The organism is Cupriavidus sp. PB-02, assembly GCF_058252315.1.
This window is the reverse complement of record NZ_CM177695.1, coordinates 933,423-953,397: the sequence shown is the minus strand read 5'-3', so window position 1 is coordinate 953,397 and position 19,975 is coordinate 933,423. Positions and strand designations below refer to the sequence as shown.

Annotated in this window: 18 protein-coding genes and 1 pseudogene; 14 read left to right on the top strand and 5 right to left on the bottom strand. The window is 67.8% G+C overall.

The genetic code is table 11. From position 1 onward, the window contains the following. Positions 1–111: 111 nt before the first annotated feature. Positions 112–1,113 carry a BON domain-containing protein gene (locus tag AC10V3_RS25105; RefSeq protein ID WP_041681727.1) on the bottom strand — a complete coding sequence of 334 codons (1,002 nt, stop codon included), beginning with the start codon at positions 1,111–1,113 and terminating at the stop codon, positions 112–114. Positions 1,114–1,379: 266 nt separating this feature from the next. Then, entirely contained in the window at positions 1,380–1,592 is a 213-nt protein-coding gene (locus AC10V3_RS25100; protein WP_022538121.1) for a hypothetical protein, read from the bottom strand. 454 nt (positions 1,593–2,046) lie between these two features. Here AC10V3_RS25100 and flhC point away from each other — a divergent pair. Further along, a pseudogene (gene flhC, locus AC10V3_RS25095) lies at positions 2,047–2,559 on the top strand (flagellar transcriptional regulator FlhC). 132 nt (positions 2,560–2,691) lie between these two features. Further along, positions 2,692–3,111: a hypothetical protein gene (locus AC10V3_RS25090; protein WP_022538119.1), complete on the top strand. Its 420-nt coding sequence runs from the start codon at positions 2,692–2,694 to the stop codon at positions 3,109–3,111. Between the two features lie 40 nt (positions 3,112–3,151). Here the strand turns inward: AC10V3_RS25090 and AC10V3_RS25085 are convergent, their stop codons facing one another. Continuing rightward, positions 3,152–3,457 carry a hypothetical protein gene (locus tag AC10V3_RS25085; RefSeq protein ID WP_490924117.1) on the bottom strand — a complete coding sequence of 102 codons (306 nt, stop codon included), beginning with the start codon at positions 3,455–3,457 and terminating at the stop codon, positions 3,152–3,154. Between AC10V3_RS25085 and AC10V3_RS25080 the strand changes: the two genes are divergently transcribed. The 3 genes from AC10V3_RS25080 to AC10V3_RS25070 all read left to right on the top strand — a co-directional run bounded on the left by AC10V3_RS25080 (position 3,443) and on the right by AC10V3_RS25070 (position 7,424). After that, the gene (locus AC10V3_RS25080) at positions 3,443–4,105 is read left to right on the top strand and encodes a cyclic nucleotide-binding domain-containing protein (RefSeq protein WP_022538117.1); all 663 of its coding nucleotides are present in this window, start codon (positions 3,443–3,445) and stop codon (positions 4,103–4,105) included. The two genes, AC10V3_RS25085 and AC10V3_RS25080, sit on opposite strands and share 15 nt — an antisense overlap. Before the next feature lie 314 nt (positions 4,106–4,419). Further along, entirely contained in the window at positions 4,420–6,252 is a 1,833-nt protein-coding gene (locus AC10V3_RS25075; RefSeq protein WP_022538116.1) for a DUF4153 domain-containing protein, read from the top strand. A gap of 293 nt (positions 6,253–6,545) precedes the next feature. Further along, the gene (locus AC10V3_RS25070) at positions 6,546–7,424 is read left to right on the top strand and encodes a lipid A biosynthesis lauroyl acyltransferase (RefSeq protein ID WP_022538115.1); all 879 of its coding nucleotides are present in this window, start codon (positions 6,546–6,548) and stop codon (positions 7,422–7,424) included. Positions 7,425–7,432: 8 nt separating this feature from the next. Here AC10V3_RS25070 and AC10V3_RS25065 read toward each other — a convergent pair whose 3' ends face one another. Then, positions 7,433–8,272: an IclR family transcriptional regulator gene (locus AC10V3_RS25065; protein WP_022538114.1), complete on the bottom strand. Its 840-nt coding sequence runs from the start codon at positions 8,270–8,272 to the stop codon at positions 7,433–7,435. Between the two features lie 111 nt (positions 8,273–8,383). Here AC10V3_RS25065 and AC10V3_RS25060 point away from each other — a divergent pair, with 111 nt between their 5' ends. Genes AC10V3_RS25060 through AC10V3_RS25045 form a run of 4 tightly spaced genes read left to right on the top strand, consistent with a single transcriptional unit; the run spans position 8,384 to position 12,619 of the window. Then, positions 8,384–9,154 (top strand): enoyl-CoA hydratase/isomerase family protein, encoded by a 771-nt coding sequence (locus AC10V3_RS25060; RefSeq protein WP_022538113.1) that lies wholly within the window; start codon positions 8,384–8,386, stop codon positions 9,152–9,154. Between the two features lie 27 nt (positions 9,155–9,181). Beyond that, on the top strand, positions 9,182–10,384 hold the full coding sequence (locus tag AC10V3_RS25055; protein WP_022538112.1) for a CaiB/BaiF CoA transferase family protein: 1,203 nt from the start codon (positions 9,182–9,184) through the stop codon (positions 10,382–10,384). 15 nt (positions 10,385–10,399) lie between these two features. Continuing rightward, positions 10,400–11,566 (top strand): acyl-CoA dehydrogenase family protein, encoded by a 1,167-nt coding sequence (locus tag AC10V3_RS25050; RefSeq protein WP_022538111.1) that lies wholly within the window; start codon positions 10,400–10,402, stop codon positions 11,564–11,566. 60 nt (positions 11,567–11,626) lie between these two features. After that, positions 11,627–12,619, top strand: coding sequence for a Bug family tripartite tricarboxylate transporter substrate binding protein (locus AC10V3_RS25045; protein WP_022538110.1), 993 nt, complete (start codon positions 11,627–11,629; stop codon positions 12,617–12,619). A 12-nt stretch (positions 12,620–12,631) separates the two neighbouring features. Here the strand turns inward: AC10V3_RS25045 and AC10V3_RS25040 are convergent, their stop codons facing one another. Beyond that, complete coding sequence (locus AC10V3_RS25040) at positions 12,632–13,528, bottom strand: LysR family transcriptional regulator (protein WP_022538109.1); 897 nt, start codon at positions 13,526–13,528, stop codon at positions 12,632–12,634. Between the two features lie 131 nt (positions 13,529–13,659). On the opposite strand from AC10V3_RS25040, the gene AC10V3_RS25035 reads away from it, so the two are divergent. The 5 genes from AC10V3_RS25035 to AC10V3_RS25015 all read left to right on the top strand — a co-directional run bounded on the left by AC10V3_RS25035 (position 13,660) and on the right by AC10V3_RS25015 (position 19,887). After that, the gene (locus AC10V3_RS25035) at positions 13,660–15,213 is read left to right on the top strand and encodes an acyl-CoA synthetase (RefSeq protein ID WP_022538108.1); all 1,554 of its coding nucleotides are present in this window, start codon (positions 13,660–13,662) and stop codon (positions 15,211–15,213) included. A 14-nt stretch (positions 15,214–15,227) separates the two neighbouring features. Further along, positions 15,228–16,409 (top strand): acyl-CoA dehydrogenase family protein, encoded by a 1,182-nt coding sequence (locus AC10V3_RS25030; RefSeq protein WP_022538107.1) that lies wholly within the window; start codon positions 15,228–15,230, stop codon positions 16,407–16,409. 63 nt (positions 16,410–16,472) lie between these two features. Beyond that, positions 16,473–17,456, top strand: a complete 984-nt coding sequence (locus AC10V3_RS25025; protein ID WP_022538106.1) for a tripartite tricarboxylate transporter substrate binding protein — start codon at positions 16,473–16,475, stop codon at positions 17,454–17,456. Positions 17,457–17,485: 29 nt separating this feature from the next. Continuing rightward, the gene (locus AC10V3_RS25020; protein ID WP_022538105.1) at positions 17,486–18,592 is read left to right on the top strand and encodes a CaiB/BaiF CoA transferase family protein; all 1,107 of its coding nucleotides are present in this window, start codon (positions 17,486–17,488) and stop codon (positions 18,590–18,592) included. A 131-nt stretch (positions 18,593–18,723) separates the two neighbouring features. Then, positions 18,724–19,887, top strand: a complete 1,164-nt coding sequence (locus AC10V3_RS25015; RefSeq protein WP_022538104.1) for an AAA family ATPase — start codon at positions 18,724–18,726, stop codon at positions 19,885–19,887. The last annotated feature ends 88 nt before the right edge of the window (positions 19,888–19,975 follow it).

Below are 19,975 nucleotides of genomic sequence, written 5' to 3'. Positions count from 1 at the left end.
TCTCCGGCGCGGGCCGATGCGGCACAACGTCAGCTGCTGCCGGCCCGCTGAGAAGGGGATGCTCCCCGCGCGCTGGCAAATTGTGCCGCGGCACACGGGCGAGGCTGCGACTCAGATGCGGGTGGACCCGCCAGTACTGTCACGGCCCTTGCCGGGCCCGCCGCTGCCCGTTTCCATGCCTGCGCCATAGCTGCTGGCGGTGGATCCCGTGGCGCTGCCCGAGCTGCTGACGCCGCTGACACGGCCCGGGGTGGAGACACCGGCCTGGGTGCCGGTGGTGCCTTGCACGCCTTGTTGTGAGCCTTGCGTGCGTTGTAGCGTGCCCTGCGCGCCTTCTGTAATGCCAGACACGCCGAACGCGCCGGGCGAGCCCAGCCTGAGGCCATTGTGGATCTCGCGCACGCCAAACACGTCGTCGGCGATTTCCTCGATGCTGTACTTCTCGCGGCGGTCCTGCACGTTGCCGGTCAGGCGCACCACGCCGCTCTGCACTGCGACTTCCACGTCCCGTACATCGACATGCCGTGCATGCGCCAGCCGTTCGCAGATTTCTTCGCGGATGCGCTCGTCGCTGCGTTGATAGCCCTTCGGGCCGATCCGGTCGCGGCCGCGCCGCATGGAGCCAGCACGCAGTTCGCGCGCGCCGGGCGCCTGCTTGCCGGGTTCGCGGACGCGGCCACCGCCGCTCCATTGCCTGCCTTGCGCGCCTTGCCCGGCGGCCTGGCCGCCGCGCAAGGTGTCATCGTCTTCCCACGGCGTGCGGCGGCCGGCCTGCTGCCAGTCTTCGCGCCGTTGCTGCCCCCGGTCCTGGCCGCTTGCGCTCTCGCGGCTGCCGTAATATCCCCGTTCGCGCAAGTCGCTTTCATGCCGCTGGCGGCCTGCATAACGGCCTTCGCCATAATCGCTGGCCGGGCCACCGCGCTGGCCGTAGCGCCCTTCACCGTAGCCGCGCGGATCATCGCCGCGCCCCTGGCCTTGCAACGGTCCTTGCCGCTGGCCCTGGCCCTGACCTCGGCCCTGCCCTTGACCGCCGCGCTCGCTGCGGCGGGTATCGTCATCGTCGCGGTCCTCGCGCCACCAGGAGCCGCCGCCTTCATTACGGAATGGATGCATCGCTGTCTCCGCTGATTGGAACCACGGCGCCGCCATCGCGGCTACGCCACGCCAGTAGCCGCGGGCGCAAGTTCCGTACCACTGGAGCGGCACGGCCATTGGCAGGGCCTGTCATGCACGACAAAAACAACGGCGGGCGCCATGGGTAAAAAGCGCCCGCCGTTGTAAAGGCATCCCTTGCTGTCCGCGAAGGGGTGGGGAAATGCGGCAGCCGGCATGCCCAGGGCCGGCGTTCCCGGTGTTGTGTGTCGCGGTCTTGTGTCGCTTCAGGCAGCCAGGGACCGCGCAAAGCCCCGCGGGGTATCGCAGCCGCCATGTTCTTCCTGCACGATCAGCGCGACGCCGCGCCGCCTGGCCGCGGCCGTGCCGATATTGACGGCGACGTCCCGGTCTTCGCAATGGACCAGGCCCTTGCGTGCACTTTCGACCGTAAGTTCCCAGCCTAGGGGCGTCTGCCTGATGAGGAAGTTCGCAGCCATGGGTCACTCCGTAGTCGTTGGTGTACTTGCAGCGTAGCGCATGGGCCTACAGGTGAAATCGGGGTCTGTCCGAAACCGTGTGGTCGCTCCTCCTACACGAATCCGCGAAGGCCACACCCGCAAAAGGCAATTTGCACGGAGATTAATACTCCGGGGATGCGACTTTTGATGCATATCATGGCAATCACCTGATCGATTAATAGAATGCATCGCTCAACGAGAAACGCGGGAACAGCCCCGCGAATTCGATGAAGCGGGCCGCGCAACATGGCGCGGCGGGTCATGATTATTGGAGGCACGCCCGGGGATATCCCGGCTGCGCGATTTTCCGATAACTCGCAGCAGGAACACGATGGACGCACGCAACACCGAGCAGATGGCACGACGAACCGAGCAACGAAATGACGATAGCGCGGAAAGAAGCGAGACAAGAAGCGGAAGCGTGCTGCACGAGATGGAACAGACCCGGCTGGCGATCGAGATGATCGGCCTCGGCGCCCGCCTGCAGGTGCTGGAATCGGAGGTCGCCCTGCCGCGAGTACGGCTGATCCGGCTGTACAAGGAACTGTGCGGCGCTTCGCCGCCCAAGGGCATGCTGCCGTTCTCGACCGACTGGTTCGTGACCTGGCGCCCCAACGCCCATGCTTCGATGCTGCTCAACGCCTACCGCTTCATGGCCGGCAACGGCAGCCTGAAGGGCATCCGCGCAATGCTCGCCGGCTACCGCATGTACCGCGAATAGGTCTGCGTGACCGGCGAGGCCGCCCAGCTCAGCTTTACCCGCGCCTGGACGCTGGTCCGCTTCTACGAGCGCGGCATGCTGAAGCTGGCGCGCTGCACTTGCTGCGGAGGCAGATACGTCGTCCACGCCCACGATCTGCGGCGCCGCTTTGTCTGCGGGCTGTGCATGCCGCCTGCACGTGTCGGCAGGGGCCGCAAGGCCGCGCCTGCCGCTGCCGCCGGTTGAGGCGCCGGTGGAACTGTCTCCTGCCGCACAGTCCCGCCAGACGCGGGCTTTCATGATGAGTGCGTCAGCCACTACAGCCATCCGCCGCGCCGCCATCCGGCAAGGCGGCCGGCCCGCTCCCGGGAGCCCGCCATGTTCAGGATCAACATGCTTTCCAGAATACTGGGCGCCGCGACGCCCCTGCCGGACAACCCTGCCGACCAGGCGCCGGCCGTCCAGCCGGCGGGGCCGGCCATCGCGGCCGTGCACGCCCCGCCCGCCCCGCCCGCCGCGCCATCTTCGGCGCCCTCCACGCCTGAACAATTCGCGCGCAACCTCAAGACGCAGGGCGACGCCATGGTCCAGTACGGCGCCCGGCTGCTGGTCATGCGGGAACTGCTGTTCGCGATGTCGGCAGGCTTGCCGCCCTCGGCGCGCGCCAGTGTGGAGCGGCGCTTCCGCCAGCGCATCGACCAGCTGCTGGCGCTGACCGACGACCGCGCCCTGCCGGGCGAATTCCACGATACCCTGCTGGCGGAAATCAATTATTACCTTGGCGAGCTGAAAACCTGAGCGCATGGGCCGGGGGCATAATCAATGTGCACCATGATAATCACAGCAGCTTTCCATCGTCGCGCTCCGAATTCATCATCAGAAATCGCGCGATCAGAATGAGAAATTTCGCCACGATAATAAGGACCTGCCTCGCGCCGGCCTTTTTATAATCAACATCACGACAGACCACCACGCGCCCCCGGCCGAACATCACCCTATCGGCCGGCGCCCGTTTTTCGCGTGGCCACGCGCCGGCTAATCCGGCCGCCCACCGCGGCAGGCACATAGATTGACAAGAAGGCCGTCGGGCGCCCCCGCGCTGCCTGGCAAGCGCCGAAGCCAATGCGCCATGACCGACCAGCATTGCTCCACCTGCCCCATGGGGCGCTTCTGCCTCCCCGCTGACCTGGATCCCGCCGAACTCCCCGCACTGGACGCGGTGGTACGACGCCGGCTGCGCCTGAAAAAAGGCGACATGGCATATCGCATGGGCGATCCCGCCGCGGCGATCTATGCCGTGCGGCTGGGCACGCTCAAGTCCCACGTGGCGACCGAGGACGGCCGTTCGCAGGTCGTCGGCTTTCACCTGCAGGGCGAGATCCTGGGGATGGACAGCGTGTTCGCACCGGTCCACCTGTCCAGCGCCACCGCGCTGGAAGACACGCAGCTGTGCGTGCTGCCGGTGAGCGCATTGCAGGGGGTGCTGCCGCGCCTGCCCTCGCTGCGGCGCCAGCTGGTGCTGGCGCTGGCGCAGGAGGCGCAGCACGATCGCGCCATGATGACCACCATCGGCCTGATGACGGCGCAGGAGCGGCTGGTCGCCTTCCTGCTTGGCCTGTCCGAGCAGCTGTCGGCGCGAGGCTTTGCCGCCAACGAATTCGTGCTGCGCATGAGCCGGGAAGAGATCGGCAGCTACCTGGGGCTCAAGCTCGAGACCATCAGCCGGCTGTTCTCGCGGCTGGCCGAGGCCGGCATGATCGAGGTCCATCACCGGCGCATCCGGCTGCTGTAGTCCGACGCCCTGCGCAGCATCCACCGCCGTTCACGTTCGGTGCCAGCGCTGGTGCGCGCGGGCCACTGCGCCATTGCGGCAGCCCAGCCAGCGCCGCCCATCCTTGAAACGCTCTCCACGCTGGCTCCGCGCTAGGGAACGTGGCACGGGCAGCGCCATCGTGCCTGCGGCAGCCCGCTCAGCGCCGGTCGCCAGCCCGGCCGCCGGCACCGCGCAGGGCGCGATGATTCCCGCACGCAGGAATTCCGGGACCGCGAAACCAGCCGCTATCATTGCACGGCGTTTCCGGTCCAGAACCACATAAAAAGGAATCCATGCGCATCATCCCAGGGTCGATTCAACATCAACACCCCGATACAGGACAGCCAGGCCGCTCCGGCCTCGGCATCCGCATTGCGATCGGCATCGTGCAAGGCCTGCTGCTCTATGGCTTGTATCGCGAAGCCGCCGCCCATTCCGACTTCGCCCGCAACAGCCTGGTGTTCGTGCCTCTGGTGCTGTTGGCCCTGCTGGTGCCACCGCTGGCCATCGTCGGCATCACGCAGTTTCCGGGGCGCCGGCTGCTGCTATGGTGCGCGGCGCTGGCGGCCGTCGTGGCGGTGCTGGGCTACCACGACGCGTGGCGCCAGCTGGATCCGGCCGCGCTGGCGGCGAGGCAAGCCGGCGTCCTGACCAGCTATCCGTCCATGCGGGCGGTGCAGGCGGCATCGGCCATCCTGTTTATCGGCTTCGCGCTGATCCTTGCCGGCGAAACCGCGCATCGAACGTTTGCCCCGTACCCGGCCTACTTCCGGCTGAGCTGGAAGCTCGGCCTTCAACTGCACCTGGCGGGGCTGTTCGCCGCGGTGCTGTACCTGGTGCTATGGGCGGGCGCCGCGCTGTTCATGCTGCTGAAGCTCGATTTCCTGCAGCTGCTGCTGCGCGAGGCGTGGTTCAACATCCCCGTGGTGGCCATGGCGTTCGCGGCCGGCTTGCACCTGACCGATGTGCGCGACGACTTTATCCGCGGCGTGCGCACGCTGGTGCTGACGCTGCTGTCCTGGATCCTGCCGGTGCTGGTGCTGATCGTGGCCGGCTTCCTGCTGACGCTGGCGTTCCGCGGCCTGGCGCCGCTGTGGGCGACCCGGCACGCCGGCATGCTGCTGCTGGCGGTGATCGCGCTGCAGGTGGTCCTGGTCAATGCCGTGTTCAAGAGCGGGCAGGAAGACGAGGCCCTGCCGCGCGCGCTGCTCTGGTCGGCCCGCGCCGCCTGCCTGACATTGTTGCCGCTGGCGGCCATCGCCGCGCATGCGCTGGCGCTGCGCATCGGCCAGTACGGCCTGTCGGAGCGGCGCGTGCTGATGGCCGCGTGCCTGGCCGTGGCGCTGTGCTATGCCATCGGCTATGCCTGGGCCGCACTCGGGCGCGGCGCGCTGCAGCGGATGGCACCGGTCAATGTGCTGACCGCCTGGGTCATGCTGGTGGTGCTGGCCACCCTGTTCACACCGCTGGCCGATCCCGCGCGGCTGGCCGTCAACAGCCAGGTGGCGCGGCTGCTTGACGGGCGCGTGGCACCGCAGCGGTTTGATTTCAACTACCTGGGCCAGCGCGCCGGCAACTATGGCCGGCAGGCGCTGGCGCGGTTGCAGGCCGAGACCGCGTCACCGCAGGCCGCCGCCATCCGCGAACTGAGCGCGCAGGCCGCGCAGCAGCGCAGCCCCGACGGCGCGCGCGCCCCACATCCGGCGCCCGATGCCGCCACAATCGCCGCCAACCTGGACCTGCGCACGCCCGGCCGCGCCGTGCCGCCGTCATTCCTGGCCAACGACTGGCAGCAGGCTACGCCACGCTGGCGGCTGCCAGCCTGCCTGACCTCGCGCGCCATGCGCTGCGACGCCTACGTGCTGCCGCTGACCGCCCAGGACACGCCCAATGTCGTGCTCTTTCCCGGCACCAACGCCAACGGCTCGGTGTTCGGCCAGGACGCCGCGGGCGCATGGCGCCTGATCGCCACGGTCAATATCGGGCCGGATTGCGCCGCCGTGCGCGAGGCGCTGGCGCACGGCACCTTCCGGCTGGCGCCGCCGGTGCTGCCGGATATCGAAATCGGCGGCCGCCGGCTGCAACTGGAAGACGCCCGGCACCGCGGCGTGGGCTGCAAGCCGTAGCGCCGGCGAGTGGAAAGTGCGCACGGTCGTGGGCACCAGCGAGGAGCGCGGGCGTGCTACAGTATTCTATTCAGGTAAAACTTACGCAGCGACGTTTAGCGCACCTGCGCTGCCCCCGACAATATCCGCGCGCCACATGCCCGCGCGCCACGCCCGGGGCGGCCGGCAATCGCTCTTCACCGCTTTCGCGCGCACCCCGCCCGCCACGAGCCCGTGGCGCCCAACCATTGCCGCGCAGCCGCCTGTCCGGGCCGACGCCCCGCCGCCGCTGCCACTGTCCCCACAGGATCTTCATGACCCAACGGCTCCAGGCCGCACTGACCATCGCACTCTTCAAGCTGCTTGCCGCATTGCCCTATGGCGTGACCGCACGCCTTGGAGACGGGCTCGGCAAGCTGCTCTACCGCATTCCCAGCCGCCGCCGCCGCATCGTCCTCACCAACCTGAAGCTGTGCTTCCCGGACATGGACGAAGACACGCGCCAGAACCTGGCGCGCAATCACTTCGGCCACGTGCTGCGCAGCTACCTGGAGCGCGGCATCCAATGGTTTGGCAGCGCCGAGCGCCTGGGCAAGCTGGTCGAACTGGACACCCGCATCGACCTGGCCTCGTGCACGGAGCAGCCCACCATCTTCATGGGCTTTCACTTCGTCGGCATCGAGGCCGGCTGCATGTTCTATTCGATGCGCCACCCGGTGGCCTCGCTGTACACCAGGATGTCCAGCCCGATGCTCGACGAGATCTCGCGCACGCAGCGCGGGCGCTTCGGTGCGGAGATGATCCCGCGCAGCGGCAGCGGCAAGCAGGTGGTGCGCACGCTGCGCGCGGGCTGCCCGGTGATGCTGGCGGCGGACATGGACTTCGGCGTCACGGATTCCGTGTTCGTGCCGTTCTTCGGCGTGCCGGCCTGCACGCTGACTTCGGCCTCGCGCCTGGCCAGCATGACCGGCGCGCGCGTGGTGCCCTTCACCACCGAGGTCCTGCCCAACTATCGCGGCTACCGTCTGCGCGTGTTCGACGCGCTGGAGGGCTTTCCGTCGGGCAGCGTGGAGGAGGATTCGCGCCGCATGAATGCCTTCCTGGAAACCCAGATCGCGACCATGCCGGAGCAGTATTACTGGGTCCACCGGCGCTTCAAGAACCGGCCCGCCGGCATGGTGCCGGTGTACTGACGCCAGGGCTAGCCAGCACCGGCGCGCCGCCACGCCGCCTGGATATCGTCCACCAGGCGCTCCAGTTTGACGGCATAGCGGGCGTTGTCGCGCCTGCGCTCGCTCGCTGAATACGGGAAGCTGATGTTCAGCCCGTACAGCTGCTGGTCCGGGCCCCAGAACGCAGCGCCCACCGCCAACAGGTGCCCCGGCTGGTACGCAGCCGTGCAAAAGCCGCGCTGCTGCGACTGGGCAATCGCGCGCAGCACGCACGCACGCATGGCGGGCCACGCGTCGCCCTGCCGTGCCGCAATGCCGTCCAGCATGTCTTCCCGCACGCCCGGCGGCAACGCCCCCAGCCACGACAGCCCGATCGCCGTCAGCTCCATCGGCACGCGCGAGCCCGGCACCACGCGCCGCGTGCGCGATACGCTGTCGCGGCTATGGCGGATCGAGGCCAGGTACACCATCTCCAGCTGATCGCCCACGGCCAGCCCCACGTTGACCTTGTCGGCCTCGGCCACCTTGCGCATCAGCGGCAGCGCGATGTCCGCCGCGCGGTTGGCGTGGTGAAAGGCATCGGCCAGGCTCAGCACCACCGGCGCCAGCCGGTAGGCCCGTTCATTGACGTCGTAGCGCAGGAAGCCCGCGTCCACCAGCGAGCGCGTCAGCCGGCTGACGGTGGGGCGCGGCAGGCCGGTGCGCGCCGCCAGCTCGGCATTGGTCAGGCTGGTGGTGCCGATACGGAAGGCGCGCAGCAGCACCAGTCCCCGCTCCAGCGACTGGCTGCCCGCGGTGTCGCGGGTGAAACGCCCGGTCTGGTGGGTGAGCCGCCGCGTCGACGCCTGCTCCTGTGCTGTCTCAGCCATCGCCGCATAATTTCAGTTAGTGAAATTCGAGTATAGCGGCGAGGCGCCGCAGCGCGAATACTGTGTGCTCCACCGGCCCGCGCCGGACCCAATCACAGAGGAGCGCCCCGCATGTCATCCGATGCCGATATCCAGCTGACCCGAGACGGCCACGTCACCCGCATCGTGCTGTCCCGTCCGCCGCACAACTTTGTCGATGCCGACCTGATGCGGCGCCTGGCCGACACCCTGCTGGCGCTGGACGACGACCCCGGCTGCCGCGCCATCGTGCTGGCTTCCGGCGTCAGCGCCTTCTGCGCCGGCGCGGACTTCAGCGGCGCCGGCCAGGGCGAGGTCGCCAACGACCCCGCCGGCTTCTACGTGCATGCGATGAAGCTCTACCGCAACCGCAAGCCCATCGTCGCCGCGGTGGAAGGGGCTGCCATCGGCGCCGGACTGGGGCTGGCACTGGTGGCCGATTTCCGCGTGACCTGCGCCGAGGCGCGCTACAGCGCCAACTTCAACCGGCTGGGCTTCCACCCCGGCTTCGGCCTCAGCGTGACGCTGCCGCGGCTGGTGGGCGAGCAGCAGGCCGCGCTGCTGTTCTACACCGGCCGCCGCATCACCGGCACCGATGCGGTGGCCATCGGCCTGGCCGACGAACTGGTGGCCAAGGCCGACGTCAACGACCGCGCCATGGCGCTGGCGCAGGAGATCGCTACCTCCGCGCCGCTGGCCGTGGAGACCACGCGCGCCACGCTGCGTGAGGGGCTGGCCGACCGCATCGCCGAAGTCAACCAGCGCGAGCTGGCGATCCAGCGCGGTCAGTTCCGCAGCGAAGACTTCCGGGAAGGCGTGGCCGCGATGGCCGAACGCCGCACGCCGGTGTTCCACCGCCGCTAAGCCATGCAGCCGACAAGGAGGGAACCCGTGCCCCGACAAGACCCCCGCGCCACGCCCGCCGGCCCGCTGGACGGCATCCGCGTACTGGACCTCACCTCGGTCGTGCTCGGCCCGCTGGCCACGCAGGTGCTGGCGGACTTTGGCGCCGACGTGATCAAGATCGAAGGGCCGGAAGGCGACCTGATGCGCGCCAACGGTGTGTCGCAGCACGCCGGCATGAGCTCGATCTACCTGGCGCTGAACCGCAACAAGCGCTCGGCCGTGCTCGACCTGAAGACGCCAGAGGGCGCCGAAGCGCTGCGCGCGCTGATCGCCGGTGCCGATGTGCTGGTGCACAACATGCGCGTGGCGGCGATCGAGCGGCTGGGCTTTGGCTATGACGCGGTGGCGCGCATCAACCCGCGCATCGTCTACTGCGTGGCGACCGGCTTCGGCCAGGACGGCCCGCACCGCGACAAGCCCGCTTTCGACGACATCATCCAGGCTGGCTGCGGGCTGGTGGCGCTGGGCTCGGGCAGCGGCGAACGGCCGGAATACGTGCCCAGCCTGATCGCCGACAAGACCACCGGGCTGGCGCTTGCCAATGCCGTGCTGGCGGCGCTGCTGCACCGCGAGCGCCATGGCGTGGGCCAGTCGGTCGAAGTGCCGATGCTCGAGACCATGGCCGCCTTCGTAATGGCCGAGCACCTGGGCGGCCTGACCTTCGAGCCCGCCCCTGCCGGCGCCGGCTATGCGCGGCTCTTGCAGGGCGGGCGCCGCCCCGCGCCCACCCGCGACGGCTGGATCTGCGCGCTGCCCTACACCGAACGCCACTGGCACGCCTTCTTCCGCGCGGTCGGCCGGGACGACCTTGCCGACCGCTACGAGGTAGGCGACCGTGCACAGCGCAATGCCAATATCCGCGCACTGTACGGCCACCTGGCCGAACTGACGCCTGAGCGCAGCACCGACGAATGGATGGCGCTGTTCGAATCGCTCGACATCCCCGCCACGCCGATCTACGGCCTCGATGCGCTGGTCGAGCATCCGCACCTGCGCGCCGTGGGACTGTTCCAGGCCACCCACCACCCCACCGAAGGCCCGCTGCGCGAAGTGCGCCCGGCTGCGCGCTTCTCGGCCACACCCTTGTCATTGCGCCGCCACGCACCGGCGCTGGGAGAACACACCGCCGAGGTTCTGCAGGAAATCGGCATCACCCCGCCCGCCGCGCATGGCGGCGGCCCGGCATAGCAAGGAGAGACACGCATGAATTTCGAGCTGGATGAAGAACACCGCATGCTCAAGGACCTGGTCGCGCGCTTCGTACGCGAGCAGCTGATCCCGCTGGAGCCGGCGGTACTGGCCCGCGAGGCCGAGGGCGGGCAGCTCACGCTGCTGCCGGAAGAACACGCGCGCCTGGACGGCATGTCGCGCGAGCTTGGCCTGTGGGGGCTGGACGCCCCCACCGAGATGGGCGGCGCCGACCTGCCCGCGGTGGCGATGGTCGGCGTCAACGAAGAACTCGGCAAGACCATCACGCCGTACGAGCTGCCGCCGGACTCGCCCAACCTGCGCATGCTGATGCTGACCGCCAGCGAGGCCCAGCGCGAACGCTACCTGGCGCCATATGCACGCGGCGAAACGGTCTCGGCCATCGCCATTTCCGAGCCCGGCGCCGGCGGCGACCCCGCCATGATGACTACGCGCGCGGAACGCGACGGCGACCACTGGGTACTCAACGGCCGCAAGATCTGGATCAGCCGCGCAGCGCGGGCCGACTGGACCATCGTGATGGCCGTCACCGACAAGGCAAAGGGTGCGCGTGGCGGCATCTCGGCCTTTATCGTCGAGCGCGGCACGCCCGGCCTGCGCGTGGAACGGCGCATCCCGATGATCGGCGGTGCCTCCACTTATGAAGTCGTGCTGGAAGACTGCCGCATCCCCGCCTCGCAACTGCTGGGCACCGAAGGCCAGGGCTTTGCGCCGATGCAGGCGCGCCTGTCCACGCGCCGCGTGCAGATGGCCGCGTGGTGCATCGGCCGCGCCCAGCGCGCGCTCGACATGATCTGCGAGTACGCACCGCAGCGCCAGACCTTCGGCGCGCCGCTGGCGCAGCGCCAGGCGATCCAGTGGTGGGTGGCGGATGCCGCCACGCGCATCCACGCCTGCCGCCTGATGACGTACGAGGCCGCCAGCCGCATCGATGCCGGCGATGAGGCGCGTACGCAGGTATCGATGATCAAGGTCTTCGCCACGGAAATGGCCTGGGAGGTGATCGACCACGCGATGCAGACCTTTGGCGCGATGGGCATGACCAAGGAGCTGCCGCTGCAGCAGATGGCCAATGAAACCCGCCTGATGCGCATCTATGAAGGGCCCAGCGAAGTCCACCGCTGGGTGATTGCGCGCGACCTGCTCGGCCTGCGCCGCTGAGCCACACCGATCCCTTGCACCGGCGGGAACACGCCGGGTTTTCCGACCGAAGGAGACACCATGCAACAGCCTTTCCGTTCGCGCCGCCGCTTCCTGGGCATGGCCGCTGCAGCGCTGGCCGGCATCGCCGCACCGCTGGCCGCGCCGGCCGCGGAAGATGCCTTCCCCACACGCCCGATGCGCTTTATCGTGCCGTTCCCGGCCGGCAGCGGCACCGACACAACCGCCCGCATGTTCGCCAAGAAAATCGGCGAACTCACCGGCCAGGGCGTGGTGGTGGAGAACAAGCCCGGCGGCAACGGCTTTATCGGCGTGCAGACCGCGCTGAATGCGCCGGCAGACGGCTACACGGTGTTTATCGGCAGCAATTCCACGCTGTCGACCAACGCCGCCACCTTCCGCAAGCTGCCCTATGACCCGCTGACCGACTTCGCGCCGATCACCCTGCTGTCACGCGGGCCGTGCCTGATCATCGTGCCGGCCAGCTCGCCCTACCGCACGCTGGCAGACCTGCTGGAAGACGCCCGCAAGCGGCCCGGCGCGCTCAACTACGGCTCGGGCTCGATCTCATACACGTTGTACAGCGAATGGCTCAATGAGCTGGCGAAGATCAAGACCACCTCCGTGCCGTACAAGGGCGCGGGCGATGCCATCAATGGCGTGATGGCGGCCAACGTGGACTTTGCCGTGGTCGATGCCACTGGTGCCATCGAACTGGCGCGCGGCGGCAAGATCCGCGCGCTGGCCTTTACCGCGCCGCAACGCTCGCCGCTGCTGCCGGAAGTGCCGTCGATCGTCGAGGCCGGCCTGCCGGACTTCCTGGCCTACAACTGGGTGGCCGCGGCGATTTCCGCCAAGACCCCGCCGGCGGTGGTGAAGCGGCTGCAAGACCTGTTCACGCAGGCCGGCAACGCACCGGACGTGCGCGACTACTACACGCGCCAGTCGACAAAGCTGATCCTGTCGTCGCCGGCGGAAATGCGCCAGTACCAGAAGGACGAGATCGTGCGCTGGAAGCGGCTGGCCGCCGTGGCGAAGATCCCGCTGCAATAAGCGCCGGCGCTGCTATCGGCTGTGCTCGCGCAGCAGCGACGTCAGCCGCTGCGCCAGCGGCGACAGGTAGGCGCCGGCGCGAGTGATCACGCCGATGCGCCGGCGCAGGTCGAGCTCCTCCAGCGCCAGCGGCAGCGCGCGCAGGCCGTGCTGCATGGCATCGCCGCCTTCATTGGCGATGCTCAGCATCTGCGTGCCCTGCATCAGCGCGAACAGCGAGGTGCTGCCGAAATCGATCTCGATACGCAGCTTAGGCTCGGGCAGCCCGCGCTGGCGGAACGCGGCATCGACCTGCTGGCGCAGCGTGATATGCGCTTCCGGCAGCAGCCACTCCTGGTCGGCCAAGTCCGCCAGCCGCAGCTTGCGCCGCTGCAGCAGCGCATGTCCTTCATCCGCCACCACGACCAGGCGGTCGTCGAACAGTGGCTCCACCGCAAAGTCCCCAGCGCTGGTCGGCTTTTGCGGGGCAGGCGCTACTGCCATATCCAGTTCACCCGCGGCCAGCAGGTCCAACAAGTCGCGCGCCAGGCGCCGGCGCAGCCGCAGCCGCGCCACCGGCCGCTCGCGCACCAGTTGCCGGCAGGCACCCAGGATCACCTTGCCCGGTATCGACGGTGAATAGCCCAGCCGCAGGATGCCCTGCTCACCGGTGCGGATGCCCAGCATCTCCTTGATCCCGTCCTCGTACTCCAGCCGGATCCGCTGCGCCCGCTCCAGGAACCGCGTGCCGGCGTAGGTGGCGGTCATGCCGTTGGCGGTGCGCTCGAACAGCGGCAGCCCCGCCTGCATCTCAACGCGCTGTACCGCCTTGGTCAGCGCCGGCTGGCTGATGCCCAGCGCGTCGGCCGCGCGGCCAATGCCGCCGTGCGCCGCCACGGCGAGGATGTATTCGATATCCCGCGTCTCCATTACCTCATTCCCGATGGTTATGACTTTATAGCCATTGCTTCATTGTGGTGATGCCAGCCATCTTACAGACTACGGCGCACGGGTACACACAAAAATGCCCGCCCAGAACCATCGAGCATCACGGAGACAGCATGGGTTTCGCGTACTTCCTGCGCCGCGCCGCGCGCTACTGGGGCGACCAGCCCGCCATCCTTTATCACGACCAGGTGGTGACCTACCGCCAGCTGGACGAGCGTTCTACCCGCCTGGCCAACGCACTGCTGGCGCTGGGCCTGCAGCGCGGAGACCGCGTGGCGGTACAGGCGCGCAACCGGCCCGAGCTGGTCGAGCTGGAATGCGCGCTCTACAAGGCCGGGCTGGTCAAGGCGGCGCTTAATCCGCGCTTCACCGCATCCGAGGCCAGCGATGTGGTCGAGAACTGCACGCCGCGCGTGCTGATCGCCGGGCCCGGCTATACCGGGTATTCGGGCGCGACGCCGGGCTTTGGCAGCATCGAGACCTTTATCGCCATCGGCGAGGCGCCGGCAGGCTATGTCGAATATGAAGCGCTGCTCGCCAATGCCGGCACGGAGTCGCCTGACATCACCCCCGCTGCGGACGACCTGGCGGTGCTGCACTTCTCATCGGGCTCCACCGGCAAGATCAAGGCCGCCATGCAGAGCTACGGCAACCGCATGGCAGCGCTGCGCAAGATGGTTTCCGGCATGGACCGGCCGGCCCGGCCCGGTGACCGGCTGGCGCTGATCGGGCCGGTCACGCACGCCTCCGGCATGCTGATGCAGCCCTACCTTTACCTGGGCGCCACGCTGGTGCTGTTCGACAAGTTCGAGCCCGCGCACTTCCTGGCCGAGGTGGCGCGGCTGCGCATCACGCACGTGTTCATGGTGCCGGCGATGATCAACATGCTGCTGGCCGAGCCCACGCTGGCGCAGGCGGACCTGTCCAGCCTCAAGACCCTGGCCTACGGCGCCGCGCCGATGGCGCCGGCGCGCATACGCGAGGCGTGGGAGCGCATCGGGCCAATCCTGTCGCAGGGCTACGGCGCCAGCGAATCGACCTCCGGCGTTACGCGCCTGTCGACGGCGGACCACGCGCAAGCGATCGCACATCACCCCGAACGCCTGGCCTCGTGCGGCCGCGCCTTGAACGAAACCGAAGTGCGCGTGGTCGACGAGCAGGGTCAGGAGGTCGCGGTGGGCGAGATCGGCGAACTGGTGATCCGCGGCGAAGACGTGTTCCAGGGCTACTGGGGCGAGCCGGAGCTGACCCGCGAAACCATCGTCGACGGCTGGCTGCACACCGGCGACATGGCGCGCGTGGACGACGCCGGCTACCTATACCTGGTGGACCGCAAGAAAGACATGATCATCTCCGGCGGCTTCAACGTCTATCCGACTGAAGTGGAAGCCACGCTGTACCAGCACCCCGACGTGCTGGAAGCCTGCGTCATCAGCATCCCCGACGACACCTGGGGCGAAAGCGTCAAGGCCGTGGTGACGCTGCGTCCGGGCCGCGAGGCGACCGCGCAACAGCTCATCACCCATTGCCGCGAGCGCATCGCGGACTACAAGTCGCCGCGCTCGGTGGATTTCGTCGCCGAGCTGCCCAAGAACGCCAGCGGCAAGCTGGCCCGCAAGATCGTGCGCGAGCGCTACTGGCAGGGCGTCGAGCGCCGCGTCAACTAAGGAGCCAGACTGTTATGTTCGATCACCTGACCAATCCCGTCCTGGCCGAAACGCGCGCCGGCATCCGCCGCTTTATCGACGAAGAGCTCCTCCCGCTGGAGCGCGAACTCGGGCTGGACTCTGAAGACGTTTGGCCGCGCGAGACGCTGCGCAATGTCTGGCGCCGCTCCGGCGAGCTGGGTTTCTACGCCGCCTGCCTGCCCACGGCACTCGGCGGCAAGGGCCTGAACATCCAGGAACAATGCGCGCTCAAGGCCGACCTGGCCGCCAGCGGCTCTGCCCTGGCCCCGCACGTGCTGGGCGACCTGGGCGGCCCGCCGCGCGTGGGCAATATGCTCAGGTACGCCACGCCGGCGCAGCTGAAGCAGTACTTCGAGCCCGTCATCCGCGGCGAGAAATCGACCTGCTTCGCGCTGACGGAAACGCACTCCGGATCGGACGCGCAAAGCATCAAGACCAGCGCCATCGCCGACGGCGACGACCTCATCATCAACGGCGGCAAGCATTACATCAGCGGCGCACCGTTCGCGGACTTCGCCATCGTCATGTGCGTGACCGACGCCAGCACCACGCCGCCCGCCATCAGCGCGGTGCTGGTCGACCTGGACCTGCCCGGCGTGACCGTGACCAACGAGTACGTGCCGATGTCCGGCCAGCACATCGATGGCGATATCCACTTCGACAACGTGCGCGTCCCGCGCGCCAATATCTTCGGCGGCGAGGGCAATGGCTTCAAGCTGGGCATGTCGCGCATCAACGTCAACCGGCTGCTGCACTGCCCGACCATGCTGGGGCTGGCGACACGGGCGTACCAGTCGTCGGTGGAATACGCCGGCAAACGGCGCCAGTTCGGCGGCCCGATCGCGCGCTTCCAGGCGATCCAGCACATGCTGGCCGACATGGCCGCGGCGCTGTGGGCCTGCGAAAGCATGATCGCGCACACCGCCGCGCTGGCCGATGCCGGCGCCGACCTGCGCATGAAGGCCGCGGCCTGCAAGCTCTTTGTCTCGGAGCGCTGCTTCGAGGTGGCCGACAAGGCCGTGCAGATCCACGGCAACGTCGGCGTCACCCGCGGCCACCCGGTCGAACAGACCTTCCGCAAGCTGCGCATGTTCCGCATCTTCACCGGCACCAGCGAGATCCAGCGCAACACCATAGCGCGCGCTATTCTCGAACCGATGCAGCAGAACGCCTGACCGTGCCGGCGGCACGGTCGCCGCCGGCATGAGGACAATACGACAAGACCACGGAGACTACGCATGAACCGCCGAGACTGGCTTGCCACCGCCGGCGCCGCCGCGCTGGGCAGCCTGCTGCTGCCCGCGCGCGCCGCCACCCCGTACCCCAGCCGCCCGATCCGGCTGATCGTTCCTTTTATCGCCGGCAGCACGCCGGACAACGTTGCCCGCACGCTGTCGGCGGAGCTGGGCAACAAGCTCGGGCAGCCGCTGGTGGTCGAGAACATGCCCGGCGCCGGCGGCATCATCGGCGCCAGCGCGCTGCGCCGTGCCGCGCCGGACGGCTATACGCTGGGGATTCTCGCCAACACACATGTGATCAACGTGCACATGTACCGCAAGATGCCGTACGACCCGGCGCGTGACTTCACGCCGATCACGGCGCTCTCCGGTGGCCCGACGGCGCTGGTCGTGCCGGCATCGTCGCCCTACAAGACCGCCGGCGAACTGGTCGCAGCGATGAAGAAAGCGCCCGGCAGGTTCAACTACGGCTCCGGCGGCAAAGGCAGCATCGCCCATCTCGCGGTCGAAACCATGCTGCACCAGGCCGGCTGCGATGCCGTGCACATCCCCTACAAGGGCGCGCCGGAGATCATCACCGCGATGCTGACTGGCCAGACCCAGTTCGGCATGCCGGTGCTGGGCACTGCCACGCAATACGTGCGAAACGGGCAGATCCGCGTACTGGCGGTCACCGCCGCGGCGCGTTCGCCATTCTTTCCCGACGTGCCGACGATGGCCGAGGCACTGCCGCCGGGCTTTGTCATCGACAACTGGAGCGGGCTGTTCGCACCGGCCAATTTCCCGGCCGAACTGACGCAGAAGCTCCATGCCGCCGTCAGCGCCCTGCAGACCGCCGGCGTCTTCGACGCCCAGCTCAAGGCCAACGCGGGTGAGCTGCGCCGCAGCGCCTCACCCGCGCAGTTCGGCACCGTGGTCGCCGCCGACAATACCCGCTATGCCGAGCTGATGAAGTCGATCGGCATGCTTGGCGACCTGGGCTGAGCCCCTCCGCATTGAAAACGGGATTCCGCATGAAGCCAGAATGGTCCTGCCTGAAGGACGTCACCATCATCGATGCCAGCCAGCTGTTGCCAGGACCGCACGCGTGCAGTCTGCTGCGGCAGTTGGGGGCCGATGTGATCAAGGTCGAGCAGCCCGGTACCGGCGATACCGCACGACAGCTTGGGCCGGCGGTATTTGCGCAGTTCAATCGCGGCAAGCGCTCGGTTGCGCTGGACCTGAAGACGGACGCGGGCCGCGAAGCCTTTCTCGAGCTGGTGCGCAATGCCGATGCCGTGGTGGAAGGCTTCCGGCCGGGCGTGATGGCGCGGCTGGGGCTGGGCTATGAAGCGCTGGCGGCGGTCAATCCGGCCATCGTGCTTTGTTCCGTGTCCGGCTTCGGCCAGACGGGTCCTTATGCGAAGCACGCCGGACATGACCTGAACTACCTGGCGCTGGCGGGATACTGGGCGACGCCGGTACAGGTGCATGACGTGGTGTCGCGTCCGCGCGTGCGGGTGTCAGACTATGCCGCTTCCGGCTACGCGGCGCTGTCGCTTGCCGTTGCGATCATGAGTGCGCGACAGCATGGGCGAGGACAGCATCTCGATGTCTCGATCCATGATGCGATCCTGTCCTGGACCGCGCACGGGGCATGGGCGGCGCGGGGACATGAGGCGGCGCCGCATGAATCGCCGACAGTGATGCCGGAGAACGACCTGTTCGAGACGCGCGATGGCCGTCATCTCGCGATGGGGATTCTGGAGAACAAGTTCTGGGTCAACCTGTGCGAGGCGCTTGGCGATGAGTTTCCCGACCTGCGTGATCCGCGTTTTGCCACGCGTGCGGGGCGGCACGGGCACAAGCTGGCGGTGAATGACCTGCTGGCAGCGGTGTTCCGTACCCGTGACCTGGCGGATTGGGAGGCGCTTTTCGGACCACTGGATATTCCATTCTCCCCGGTGCTGGGGGCGACGGCGTTGTTCGAAGACCCTCACGTCCAGGCGCGGCAGGTGGTGCGGCGGGTAGCCGGCGAGGACGGGATTGCTGTGAATTTTCCGGTAAGGTTTTCGTTGGGGTTGCCGGAGGGGGAGGATTTTGTGGCGGGTGTCGGCGAGCACAGCGCCGCTGAAGGTTGAAAGGGATTCGCCCCAATAAGATATCTTTGCTGCACTTACAGAGGCAACGGTCACGCCCATAGCGCATGGTTTAGTACAAATTATGGCTAGGCTATAATTATTGGAATCCAATAATTTCCATTAAGTGCGCCATGGCCAACATCTATCGCCGCCCTGCCCTTGCCGCCCAGATGGCGCGGCAATTGCTGCACCCTGGGGTCCTGGACGAAGGCTTGCGTTCCGGCCTCTTCTTGTCCGGCCTAAGGCGCACCGGCAAGACCACGTTCCTGCTCAACGACCTCGTTCCGGCCCTGGAGGCCGACGGGGCGATCGTGATCTATGTCGATCTCTGGAGCGACACGCAGCGCAGCCCTGCCGCACTCATTCTGGCAGCAGTGAAAAGAACATTAGCCGATCTGGAGCAGCCCGGCTCTGCAGCCCTCAAGCACCTGAAGCGAGTTGCCGGTGCTGACATCGGCGCCTTTGGCTTCAAGTTCGGATTCAAGCTGGACAGCGTAGGGGAGCCCGGCGGGGCCACGCTGGCACAGGCGCTGGCGGAAGTGGTCGACAAGGCAAAGACCAACGTGGTCCTCATCGTGGACGAGGTGCAGCACGCCATTACCTCCGAGGAAGGCAACCGGATGTTGCTCGCGCTCAAGGCCGCGCGCGACGCCATCAACCCGCGCCCCGGCACGCCAGGGTACTTCCTCTTCGTAGGCACTGGATCGCACCGGGCGCTGGTGGGCGAACTGACGGCACGCCGCAACCAGGCCTTCGCCGGTGCCACCTCGATCTCTTATCCGGTACTCGGCGAAGACTATGTCGCGTACCTGCTTGAACGCCTGTCGGCCGAGGGATTCAGCGCCCTGCCGTCGCCGGAGGTAGCGGTCCAGGCGTTCCATGCGTTGGGCAGCCGCCCAGAAGAGATGATCAAGGCCTTGCGGCAATTGCACTTCCACCTGCCGCCAGGCAGCGATCCGGACGAACATCTGCCGGTGATCGCCAACACGCTCCGATCGACAGCCGCGGACCTCGAACTGATGAAGCTCGAACAGTTGGGCGGATTAGCCACAGCGATTTTCGACCGCATAGCCTGTTCTGACGGTGACGCCCGCGGGTTGTTCTCGGCGGAGTCCGCCGCCGCGTATTCCGCGGCAATCGGACGCGAAGTCCGGATTGAGGAGGCACAACCGGTGGTCAATGAACTGATGGCGACGAACCTGATCATGCGCAAGGGGCACGGGGTCTATGGCGTCACGGATCCCTTCGTGCAGGAAATCTGGCTGGAGCGCAAGTCGATTGAAGGGAAGCTGTAGGGCCTGCCGGGCCGCCCCCCCCAGAAGGGCCAGCGATACAGCACTCCGTCGGCTGCTTGCTGGCTCTCGCACTCATTTGAGAATCACT

Coding starts and splice junctions, on each gene's coding strand:
- AC10V3_RS25105 (WP_041681727.1), bottom strand. CDS start 1,113: ATGCATCCATTCCGTAATGAAGGCGGCGGCTCCTGGTGGCGCGAGGAC.
- AC10V3_RS25100 (WP_022538121.1), bottom strand. CDS start 1,592: ATGGCTGCGAACTTCCTCATCAGGCAGACGCCCCTAGGCTGGGAACTT.
- AC10V3_RS25090 (WP_022538119.1), top strand. CDS start 2,692: ATGTTCAGGATCAACATGCTTTCCAGAATACTGGGCGCCGCGACGCCC.
- AC10V3_RS25080 (WP_022538117.1), top strand. CDS start 3,443: ATGACCGACCAGCATTGCTCCACCTGCCCCATGGGGCGCTTCTGCCTC.
- AC10V3_RS25085 (WP_490924117.1), bottom strand. CDS start 3,457: ATGCTGGTCGGTCATGGCGCATTGGCTTCGGCGCTTGCCAGGCAGCGC.
- AC10V3_RS25075 (WP_022538116.1), top strand. CDS start 4,420: ATGCGCATCATCCCAGGGTCGATTCAACATCAACACCCCGATACAGGA.
- AC10V3_RS25070 (WP_022538115.1), top strand. CDS start 6,546: ATGACCCAACGGCTCCAGGCCGCACTGACCATCGCACTCTTCAAGCTG.
- AC10V3_RS25065 (WP_022538114.1), bottom strand. CDS start 8,272: ATGGCTGAGACAGCACAGGAGCAGGCGTCGACGCGGCGGCTCACCCAC.
- AC10V3_RS25060 (WP_022538113.1), top strand. CDS start 8,384: ATGTCATCCGATGCCGATATCCAGCTGACCCGAGACGGCCACGTCACC.
- AC10V3_RS25050 (WP_022538111.1), top strand. CDS start 10,400: ATGAATTTCGAGCTGGATGAAGAACACCGCATGCTCAAGGACCTGGTC.
- AC10V3_RS25045 (WP_022538110.1), top strand. CDS start 11,627: ATGCAACAGCCTTTCCGTTCGCGCCGCCGCTTCCTGGGCATGGCCGCT.
- AC10V3_RS25040 (WP_022538109.1), bottom strand. CDS start 13,528: ATGGAGACGCGGGATATCGAATACATCCTCGCCGTGGCGGCGCACGGC.
- AC10V3_RS25035 (WP_022538108.1), top strand. CDS start 13,660: ATGGGTTTCGCGTACTTCCTGCGCCGCGCCGCGCGCTACTGGGGCGAC.
- AC10V3_RS25030 (WP_022538107.1), top strand. CDS start 15,228: ATGTTCGATCACCTGACCAATCCCGTCCTGGCCGAAACGCGCGCCGGC.
- AC10V3_RS25025 (WP_022538106.1), top strand. CDS start 16,473: ATGAACCGCCGAGACTGGCTTGCCACCGCCGGCGCCGCCGCGCTGGGC.
- AC10V3_RS25020 (WP_022538105.1), top strand. CDS start 17,486: ATGAAGCCAGAATGGTCCTGCCTGAAGGACGTCACCATCATCGATGCC.
- AC10V3_RS25015 (WP_022538104.1), top strand. CDS start 18,724: ATGGCCAACATCTATCGCCGCCCTGCCCTTGCCGCCCAGATGGCGCGG.